Origin of the sequence: Paenarthrobacter sp. CM16 (assembly GCF_013179505.1) — a bacterium.
GTDB lineage: Bacteria > Actinomycetota > Actinomycetes > Actinomycetales > Micrococcaceae > Arthrobacter.
In genome coordinates this window covers 1-9,932 of record NZ_JABMCX010000178.1, presented here as the reverse complement: position 1 = coordinate 9,932, position 9,932 = coordinate 1, and the positions used below count along the sequence as shown (strand labels likewise).

The window sequence follows — 9,932 nt, the reverse complement described above, 5'->3', positions numbered from 1 at the left end:
AGTCCGAATACCCCGATGCTCCAAGACTTCACTGTGTGCCGACCTCAATCCGATGCGCCTTACGACCTCTCGACAATCCTGCCTTAAGCCGGCCCAATATGTCGTAATTCCGGTGTCCGCCCGTCACGAATCCATGTGTCGCAGGGCACTGATGGGTATACTCAGACTTCAACGGCGCACTGTATTGGCCTTGATCCCGTTACAACGGGCAGAGGCCGCCAATGCGCTGTGACCGGCCGGGATTCTCCGGTTTCGACGCCCGATGATGCGCGTACAGCCCATTGGAGGAACTATGTCGCACATCCTGCTCCTGACGAACAGCACCGGCTCATCGGTGGACATTTTGCCTGCCTTGGAGTTGCTGAACCACCGCGTACACATCCTCCCGGCAGAACCCACCGCCCTGCTTGAAACCGATCCCACGGACATCGTTTTCCTGGATGCCCGCAAGGATCTGGTGGGCGCCCGCTCGTTGACCCAGCTGCTCAAGGCCACCGGACTCAGCGCTCCACTCATGCTCATCCTGACGGAAGGCGGCATGGCTGCCGTCTCCTCTGCCTGGGCAGTGGACGACATCGTGCTGGACTCCGCAGGCCCCGCTGAAGTGGAGGCCCGGATCCGCCTGGCCATGGCACGGGCGGTTCCCGGTGAAGAGGAAACCCAAACGGAGATCCGCGCTGCCGGGGTGGTCATTGACGAGGCCAGCTATACCGCACGCGTCAGCGGCCAGCCACTGAACCTGACGTTCAAGGAATTTGAGCTCCTGAAGTACCTGGCACAGCACCCGGGACGGGTGTTTACGCGCCAGCAACTGCTGACAGAGGTCTGGGGCTATGACTACTACGGCGGCACCCGGACGGTGGATGTCCACATCCGGCGGCTTCGGGCCAAGCTCGGCGTGGACCACGAGAACCTGATCAGCACAGTCCGGAACGTTGGCTATCGGCTCACGCTGGTGCGGCTGCCCGATGACGAGCTCTCCGAGGCCTAAGCCGCCCTGCGCCTTGGGAAAACGCGCTCAACATAAGAAAGAAGGCCGGAATCCCCTCGGATTCCGGCCTTCTTTATCTTCTTGGTGGAGGACATACGGGTCGAACGTATCGAGGCCACCCCACTGGTGGATCCCCCCTGCGCTGACCTGCAGGTGACTTACGAATAAGCCACGAAGCCGAGCGAGATATTGAGACTACCGCCCTTACAGCGGGACTTCAAATCAACGGGCTTGCCCTGGGCGTATAGCCTTGCATCATGAGTCACGCGCACCCGGAAAACTGGCCCGTCCTGATCATCGCCGGCGCCTTGGACCCCGATCTCCTCAAGGACGTCAAGACCCTCGCCGCAGCAGCGGAAGAGTCGGACGGGAACCCGCCCTTTTCGGAGCAGACGCTGGTAATGCTGCGCGGCATCGATTCCGGCGACCACTCGGTGCTGTCCTTGGTCCTCTACGCCCCTGACGAGGATTCCGATCCGGCCACGGGTGAAGACCTGGCGGGCGTCGCCGTCGTCGTTGAAGCGCCTGACTCCAGCGGAGTCCTGGAACTGGCTGTCCACCCGAGCTACCGCAACCAAGGCGTTGCCGGACGGCTGCTGGGCGCGTTGCAGGGCAAACGGAGCCTGGACGGCCTCAGCGCGTGGTCACACGGAAACCACGAGGCCGCAGCCGGGCTTGCCGCCACCTTCGGATACGGGCCGGTACGTGAGCTGTGGAAGATGCGCCTCATGTCCTCCGCTTCGGCACTGCCCGACGACGGCCTCCCGGACGCCGTTTCCCTCCGCGCCTTTGTGCCCGGCCAGGATGAGCAGGCATGGCTGGCAGCCAACCGTGCCGCGTTCGCCCACCACCCCGAGCAGGGTTCCATGACCTTGGCGGACCTCGAGGCCCGGAAGGCTGAGGATTGGTTCGACCCCGAGGGCTTTCTGTTGGCCGTGGACGCCGAGGGTGAGCTCCTGGGATTCCACTGGACCAAAGTCCATCCGCGCCAAGGACCGCACCCGGCCATCGGCGAGGTGTACGTGGTGGGCGTTACTCCAGCGGCGCAAGGCCTGGGCTTGGGCAAGGCCCTGACCGTCGCTGGAATCAAGCACCTCCAGGACAAAGGCCTGCACGCCGTCATGCTCTACGTTGACGCCGACAATGAGGCGGCGGTAGCCCTATATCAGAAGCTTGGCTTCGTTCGCTGGGACACCGATGTAATGTATGGACCTTTAACCAAAAATTAACCCGGGGCGATTGCCGGACGGAAAGCCGGTGACATCTATGATTCGGGCAGCACAATTGCTTGTAATGTGGGAGGAAACCCCGTCCTGAGCTTAGGAGAACCCCATGCAGCCGGACCCCGTCGGCACCGCCGGATCCACCTCGAAGGGCGCAACTCTGCCCCCACGCTTCGGATCCTCGGAAGTGCCGGCATCGCGAGCCACCCAGGACCGCATCGACATTCCGGAATTCGCGCCGAGCCTTGAGCCCGAAGGCGACATCACCCCGGACCGCTTCCTGGACCGCGAGCTCAGTTGGCTGGCGTTCAATTCCCGCGTGCTGGAACTCGCAGAGGACCCTGACTTGTTCCTGCTGGAACGCGTCAACTTCCTCTCGATCTTTGCCTCGAACCTGGATGAGTTCTTCATGGTCCGCGTGGCAGGCCTCAAACGGCGCATCGCCACGGGCCTCGCCGTACCCTCCCCGGCCGGGCTGAGCCCCATCGAGGTGCTCGAACAGATCGGCGAAGAGGCGCACAAGCTGCAGGAACGCCATGCACGGGTCTTCGCCGAGCAGATCCGCCCGGCACTGGCCTATGAACACATCCACCTCATGCACTGGCACGAACTTGATGAGGATGCCCGCCACAGGATCAGCATCATGTTCCACGAGAAGGTCTTCCCCATCCTGACCCCGCTGGCCGTGGATCCTGCGCACCCCTTCCCGTACATCTCCGGGCTTTCCTTGAACCTTGCCGTGATTGTGAGCAACCCGATCAGCGATAAGGAACTCTTCGCCCGTGTGAAGGTTCCGGACCAGCTCCCCCGCCTGATTTCCGTGGACGGCCCCCGCGCAGGCGCCATCCCGGGCCGTGTTGCCCGCTTCATCGCGCTGGAAGAAGTCATCGCCGTCCACTTGGACAAGCTCTTCCCCGGCATGGAAGTCCTGGAGCACCATACCTTCCGCGTCACCCGCAACGAGGACCTGGAAGTTGAAGAGGACGACGCCGAGAACCTCCTCCAGGCCCTGGAGAAGGAACTGCTGCGCCGCCGCTTCGGTCCTCCCGTCCGTTTGGAAGTCACCACGGACATCAACCCGAACATCAAGGCCCTGCTGATCCGGGAACTGGGTGTCGAAGAATCCGAGGTCTACTCCGTACCGGCACCGCTGGATCTGCGTGGGTTGTCGGCTATCAGCAACATCGACCGTGCTGATCTCCACTACCCCAAGCACGTTCCACACACGTCGCGCTACCTCAACGAGTCCGAGACGTCCAAGGCTGCCAACGTTTTTGCCGCCATGCGCCGCCGGGACATCCTGCTCCACCACCCATACGACTCCTTCTCCACCTCCGTTCAAGCCTTCCTGGAGCAGGCCGCGGCGGATCCCAAAGTGCAGGCCATCAAGCAAACCCTTTACCGGACCTCCGGCGACTCACCCATTGTGGATGCGTTGATCGATGCTGCAGAGGCGGGCAAGCAGGTGCTGGCCCTGGTGGAAATCAAGGCCCGGTTCGATGAGCAGGCCAACATTTCCTGGGCACGCAAGCTGGAGCAGGCCGGCGTCCACGTGGTGTACGGCATTGTGGGCTTGAAGACCCACTGCAAGTTGTCACTGGTGGTCCGCCAGGAGGTGGACGGCCTGCGCCGCTACTGCCACATCGGCACCGGCAACTATCACCCCCGCACAGCCCGCTACTACGAGGACCTTGGCCTCCTGACCGCCAACGAGCAAGTGGGTGAGGACCTCTCCAAGCTGTTCAACCAGCTCTCCGGCTACGCCCCGAAGTCCACCTTCAAGCGCCTGCTTGTGGCTCCGCGCTCAGTCCGCGCAGGCTTGGTGGAGAGGATTGAAACCGAAATCCGCAACGCACGCGCCGGCATCCCGGGCCTGGTGCAGATCAAGGTCAATTCCATGGTGGACGAGGCCATCATCGATGCCCTGTACCGTGCCTCGCAGGCCGGCGTGAAGGTTGACGTCGTAGTACGTGGCATCTGCTCGCTGCGCCCGGGGGTACCGGGTTTGAGCGAGAACATCACGGTCCGCTCCGTTCTGGGACGCTTCCTTGAACACTCGCGCGTGTTTGCTTTCGGCAACGCCGGCGAGCCCGTGGTGTACATCGGTTCCGCGGACATGATGCACCGCAACCTCGACCGCCGCGTGGAGGCCCTGGTGCAGCTGGCCAGCAAGGAAGACACAGCAACCGTCATGGACCTGATGCGCCGCTACGTAGATGATGACACTGCCAGCTGGCACTTGGACAACCAAGGCCACTGGACGCGTTATCACCAGGATGAGGACGGCAAGCCGCTGCTGGACATGCAGTCCTGGCTCCTGGACTCCCGTTCGCGCCAACGCGCATCGGCACGGCGGTAGAGGAACCACTTGAACAGCGATACCCCCGTGGCGGATCAGACGGACCACCCCGGCGAGCCGGTGGCTGTTGTCGCGGCCGGCGCCATTCCATGGCGGCTCAACAAGGGTGCCCTCGAGGTTCTCCTCATCCACCGCCCGCGCTACGACGATTGGTCCTGGCCCAAGGGAAAGCTCGACGCCGGCGAAACGGTTCCCGAGTGCGCAACCCGTGAGGTGTGGGAAGAGATTGGCCTCCAAGCTCCTTTGGGCATACCCCTTCCCGCCATTCACTACCATGTGAGTGCCGGCTTGAAGGTGGTCCGGTATTGGGCCGTCCGTGTCAACGGAGCCCAGCTCAGGCCCGATGGCAAGGAAGTGGACAGCGTAATGTGGTGCAGCCCTGACAGGGCGGCCTCGTTCCTGAGCAACCCTACGGATGTGGAGCCGCTCGAATACCTCGAGAAGGCCCATATCCGGGGTGAGCTGGATACTTGGCCGCTGATACTGATCCGCCACGCCAAGGCAAAACCACGGTCCTCCTGGACCAAGGCCGAGGGCGACCGTCCATTGGCGGCTACGGGCCAGCGGCAGGCAGTTGCCGTTCAGCGTCTCCTGGGGGTGTGGAAGCCACAACGCGTGGTCACCAGCCCTTGGGCGCGCTGCGTTGCCACCATCGCCCCTTACGCCAAGGCCAGCGGAGCCAAGGTCAAACTGGTGGAAGCCTTGACGGAACACAGCCACCAGCGCTCCCCCAAGAAGACTGCTGCGGCCGTTGAGGCGCTGTTCGACAAGCAGGTGCCCATTGCCGTGTGCACGCACCGACCTGCCCTGCCTACTGCCCTGAAACAATTGGGCCAACACATGTCCCAGGGCCTCAAAGCGTTTCTTCCGGCATCAGACCCTTACCTGACGCCCGGTGAAGTGATTGTTTGCCAAGTGGCGCGTGGGTCCGAGCGGAAGATCGTTTCCGTGGAACAGGTCAAGCCTTTCGACGACTGACACCACACGGGCCGGGAGTTGACCCCCGGTCTTTTGTATCAAATACTTAGTACATAGATACAAAGACTTGGGGGTCTTTTCCGTGTACATCAGCCTGCCGCCTTTGCTGTTCCTTGGGCCTGCAGTCGGCGCCGTGATCGTTTACCTGTTTCTGCGCATGCAGGTCTGGTCCAAGCCCGATGCCCAATCCGTTGCCTCGCACGGTTTATGGGTGGGCATCATCGGGTGGATGGCCAGCTCACTGCAGGGTGCCATGAACGCCGGGATCATGCGCGCGAATCCCATGGGATCGAACGCCCCTGCAACTCCGGACCAGATCGCCACCGCCCTGGGCTGGCCAATCGTCGCCTGCCTCACCGTCCATGCCCTGGGGCAGTTGAGCTACCCGGCACCGAAGGCCCCACGCAGATACGCTGAACTCACCGTCCGCAGGATCCGCGACTTCCTTCCCCGCAGGCTTGCATGGACCACCGCCGCAATCTTCGCGGTCGCAGCGCTGGCCATCGCGTGGATCGGGGCCCTTCCAAGCCACACACCGGTACTCCCTACACCCCCGGGCCAAGCACCACCCCAGGGCAGTGCATATCCGGACAACGGGTACATGGGTCAAGGCCAGGACGGCCGGATTCCCGGAGCAGAGCTGGCCGCCTGGCTCGGGGCGGCCTTGGTGGTCCTGGCACTGGGAACCGTGCTGGTACTTCTCCTGATCGCCCGCCGCCGCCAGCTTGAGACCCTCGATGGCGACGACAACCGAACACTCCGGACCATCGCCACCAACCGACTGCTCCGGACGGTCTGCACCATCGCCGCCGGCCTGGCTGCCATCGCCGGCAACTTCGGGGCCCAGCCCGCACCGGGAGCCCTTTGGCAATCGTCGTGGTTCAACGTCCTGGGCCTGGTCAACATGGTGGTCCTCCTCATGATGTGGTGGTGGCGGGTTCCGGAATTGCCGTCGCTGCAGAAAGCGGCCAAGACCACCAGCGCAGCAACACTCCGCGCCGATCCCCGAACGCACCCCGCTGCACGATTGAGCATTTCCCTCGGAGCGGCCCTGGGAGTGGTGGGCGGACTAGCGTTGGCCGCCGGCTACGCAGCAATACTGTTCCCGCCCCGCCCACCTGCCGTGTGGTCCTTCCCGGTATTGACGGGCATTGTGGCCGTGCTGCTCCTCGCAGCCATCGCTGCGGGCGACCTCCTGGCCGCCAGGAATTACGGCACACCCGACGCTCCGGTCCACTGGCCACGACAACCCGTCTCCAGGGGCCTGCTCTCCTTCGCCATTGGCAGCACCCTGGTGCTGGCCCTGGCGGTTGCTTTCGCTGTGGCCGGGGAAACGCAGCCCTTGGGTCCGAAAGCCTGGCCGGCCGCCGTTCTTACTACTGTCATGGTTGGGCTCGCCGGCGCCGCAGCTATCCTGGCGGTGCGTCGTCGTCGTGGTATCCCCGAGGCAGGCGGTAATGCGGGACTGGACGCCGCGCTCCGGGCCATCAGCATGTACAGGATCGTCCGGACCCTGGCAGCGTATGGCTTGGGGCAGGCGGGCGCGCTGCTGTGCAGCGCCGGCAACGCCTGGTACGGTGTGTTCCCGCCCACACCCAGTCCCGATCCCATCGGACCCAACCCTGGAATCCCTATCGGCATCGCCCTGATCGTCGTTGCGCTCCTGGTCGCTGTGACTCCGGTGCGGAGCTTGTTCAGGAGCATTCCACGGGGTGGCGCCGTCAAACAGGGAGAACACGCACAATGACCGCCGGGATCACGGTGGACCTCTCGGATCCTGTCCCGCCGTTCGAGCAGATCCGCCGGCAGCTCAGCTCACTCATTGCAGTAGGGGTCCTGGCACCCGGCAGCCGCTTGCCCACAGTGCGCAGCCTGGCCGCCGATCTCGGCATCGCCGCGGGAACAGTGGGGCGCGCGTATAAGGAGCTGGAGCAGTCCGGACTGATTGAATCACGACGACGGAACGGGACTGTCGTCGTCGGCCCGCCACCAGCACCCCACGGCACCGTCCGTTCGGATGCTGCTGTGATGGCCGCCGTCGACGATTTGCTCCGGACGGCGCGTGAGGCCGGCATTGGTGACGACACTCTCATAGATCTGGTCCGGGGCAGGCTGACCAGTAAGCTGGACTCGTGAGCATCCCCACCCCTTATGAAGATCTTCTGCGCGACGTCATGACCAACGGCACGCATAAATCGGACCGTACCGGCACCGGAACGCGCAGCGTCTTCGGCCGCCAGTTGAGGTTCGATCTTGCCGAAAGCTTCCCGCTCATCACCACCAAGCGGGTCCATTTCAAGTCCGTGGCAGTGGAGCTCCTGTGGTTCCTGCGCGGCGACTCCAACGTGAAGTGGATGCAGGACCAAGGCGTGTCCATCTGGGACGAGTGGGCGGATGCCGACGGCGAGCTCGGCCCCGTATACGGCGTCCAGTGGCGCAGCTGGCCGACCCCCGACGGCGGGCACATCGACCAAATCTCCGAGCTCATGACCAACCTGGCCGCCAACCCGGACTCCCGCCGGCACATTGTGTCCGCATGGAACGTCTCCGAACTCAAGGACATGGCGCTGCCGCCATGCCATGCGTTCTTCCAGTTCTATGTGGCCGACGGAAAATTGTCCTGCCAGCTCTACCAGCGCTCCGCGGACACATTCCTGGGTGTCCCCTTCAACATTGCCTCCTACGCCCTGCTGACCCGGATGGTGGCACAGCAGCTTGGCTTGGAGCCGGGCGAATTCGTCTGGACCGGCGGCGACGTCCACGTCTACGACAACCACGTTGACCAGGTTGCCGAGCAGCTCAGCCGTGAGCCGTACGAGTACCCGCAACTGAAGATCCTCCGGAAGCCGGACTCCATCTTCGACTACACCCTGGACGACTTCGAGGTTGTGGACTACCGCCACCACCCCACCATCAAGGCGCCGATCGCCGTATGAGCACTTCCGGGAATCCCTCGCAGCTGCCCGGCGTCATCTTCACGCAAGAGACCGCCGCCAGCATGACCGGCATCGGCATGGTGTGGGCGCAGACAAAGTCCGGCGTAATCGGCAAGGACGGCTCCATGCCGTGGCACCTGCCCGAGGACCTCAAGCACTTCAGCCAACTCACCACCGGGCATCCCGTCATCATGGGCCGCAAGACGTGGCTGTCATTTCCGGAAAAGTACCGTCCCCTTCCGGGCCGGACCAACATTGTGGTGACCCGCAACGCAGGCTGGGCGTCCACGCCCGAGGCGGAGGGCACCGTCGTGGTTTCATCCCTGGACGCGGCCCTGCTGGAATCCCAGTTCGCCCCCGGTGGCCAGAAGGTCTGGATCATCGGTGGGGGCGAGATCTTTGAGCAGTCCATGGAAATCGCCAATCTGGCGGTCATCACCATCATTGACGCCGACTTGGAGGGTGACACCTTCGCCCCCGAGCTCGGTGATGACTGGGCGTTCGACGCCGTAGCCCCGTCCGAAGGCTGGCTCACCGCCAAAAACGGCACCAACTACCGGTTCACCACATGGCGCCGGAACGCAACCCAGGAAAGCCAAGAGAGCTGAGCATGCTGAAGAAACCTGAAACGCTGTTTGTGCTGGGCTACATGCTGCTGCCGCTCTTCGCCCTGATCTCCGCCATTGTGGGACTGACCATGATCCTGGGCGGCAACAAGATTGCTGGAATTATTGTGCTGATCGTTGTTACGCAGGTGTTCGCGTTTGGAGCCTTCTTCGCCCTGCGCAAGCGTAAGGCCGTGCTCCTGCAAGAGCACGACGCCGGCACCCCCTAACCAGCGCGGCAGGCCTCCGCGGCCGCTTGGGCGGGTTTCGGTGTCGTGCCGGGCGTGCGTGACGTAACCAACAGCGGCCCTGCGTCCCGAAAGTTTAGACTTGTTCAATGACTACAGCAGCTAATCCGTCCGTTGGACTGGTCGGTTGGCGTGGCATGGTTGGTTCCGTCCTGATGCAGCGCATGCAGGACGAGAACGACTTCGCCAACATCAACCCGGTATTTTTCTCCACCTCGAACGCAGGAGGTGCCGCCCCGTCGTTCGCTGAAGGGGCTGGCAAGCTCGAGGATGCGTTCGATATTGAGACGCTGGCCAAGCTGCCGATTATTGTCACCGCCCAAGGTGGCGACTACACCAAGCAGGTCCACGGTGAACTCCGCAGCCGCGGCTGGGACGGCCTGTGGATCGATGCTGCTTCCACCCTGCGCATGAACGACGACTCGATCATCGTGCTGGACCCCATCAACCGCGACGTGATCGACGCCGGACTGTCCGGTGGCGTGAAGGACTTCATCGGCGGCAACTGTACGGTTTCCTGCATGCTCATGGGCCTCGGCGGCCTGTTCAAGAACAACCTGGTGGAATGGGGCACCTCCATGACCTACCAGGC

The 9,932-nt window shown here is 63.4% G+C and carries 10 protein-coding genes; all 10 read left to right on the top strand.

All coding sequences use genetic code 11. The features are described 5' to 3' along the window. Nucleotides 1–292 precede the first annotated feature (292 nt). Nucleotides 293–991 carry a response regulator transcription factor gene (locus tag HP499_RS15545; RefSeq protein WP_018776718.1) on the top strand — a complete coding sequence of 233 codons (699 nt, stop codon included), beginning with the start codon at nucleotides 293–295 and terminating at the stop codon, nucleotides 989–991. Between the two features lie 257 nt (nucleotides 992–1,248). Next, entirely contained in the window at nucleotides 1,249–2,220 is a 972-nt protein-coding gene (gene mshD, locus HP499_RS15540) for a mycothiol synthase (protein ID WP_172325137.1), read from the top strand. Nucleotides 2,221–2,323: 103 nt separating this feature from the next. Further along, nucleotides 2,324–4,573 (top strand): RNA degradosome polyphosphate kinase, encoded by a 2,250-nt coding sequence (locus HP499_RS15535; RefSeq protein ID WP_172325136.1) that lies wholly within the window; start codon nucleotides 2,324–2,326, stop codon nucleotides 4,571–4,573. Nucleotides 4,574–4,582: 9 nt separating this feature from the next. Beyond that, nucleotides 4,583–5,551 (top strand): NUDIX hydrolase, encoded by a 969-nt coding sequence (locus HP499_RS15530; RefSeq protein WP_172325135.1) that lies wholly within the window; start codon nucleotides 4,583–4,585, stop codon nucleotides 5,549–5,551. A gap of 67 nt (nucleotides 5,552–5,618) precedes the next feature. After that, entirely contained in the window at nucleotides 5,619–7,298 is a 1,680-nt protein-coding gene (locus HP499_RS15525; protein WP_172325134.1) for a hypothetical protein, read from the top strand. After that, nucleotides 7,295–7,687: a GntR family transcriptional regulator gene (locus tag HP499_RS15520; protein ID WP_172325133.1), complete on the top strand. Its 393-nt coding sequence runs from the start codon at nucleotides 7,295–7,297 to the stop codon at nucleotides 7,685–7,687. Before HP499_RS15525 ends, HP499_RS15520 begins: the two co-directional genes overlap by 4 nt. Then, nucleotides 7,684–8,487, top strand: a complete 804-nt coding sequence (locus HP499_RS15515; protein ID WP_091469055.1) for a thymidylate synthase — start codon at nucleotides 7,684–7,686, stop codon at nucleotides 8,485–8,487. The genes HP499_RS15520 and HP499_RS15515 overlap by 4 nt, the downstream gene beginning before the upstream one ends. Then, nucleotides 8,484–9,095, top strand: a complete 612-nt coding sequence (locus tag HP499_RS15510; RefSeq protein ID WP_172325132.1) for a dihydrofolate reductase — start codon at nucleotides 8,484–8,486, stop codon at nucleotides 9,093–9,095. The genes HP499_RS15515 and HP499_RS15510 overlap by 4 nt, the downstream gene beginning before the upstream one ends. A 2-nt stretch (nucleotides 9,096–9,097) precedes the next feature. Next, nucleotides 9,098–9,322, top strand: a complete 225-nt coding sequence (locus HP499_RS15505; RefSeq protein WP_172325131.1) for an NF038396 family protein — start codon at nucleotides 9,098–9,100, stop codon at nucleotides 9,320–9,322. 107 nt (nucleotides 9,323–9,429) lie between these two features. Further along, the coding region (locus HP499_RS15500; RefSeq protein ID WP_172325130.1) for an aspartate-semialdehyde dehydrogenase at nucleotides 9,430–9,932 on the top strand (503 nt) is incomplete at its 3' end.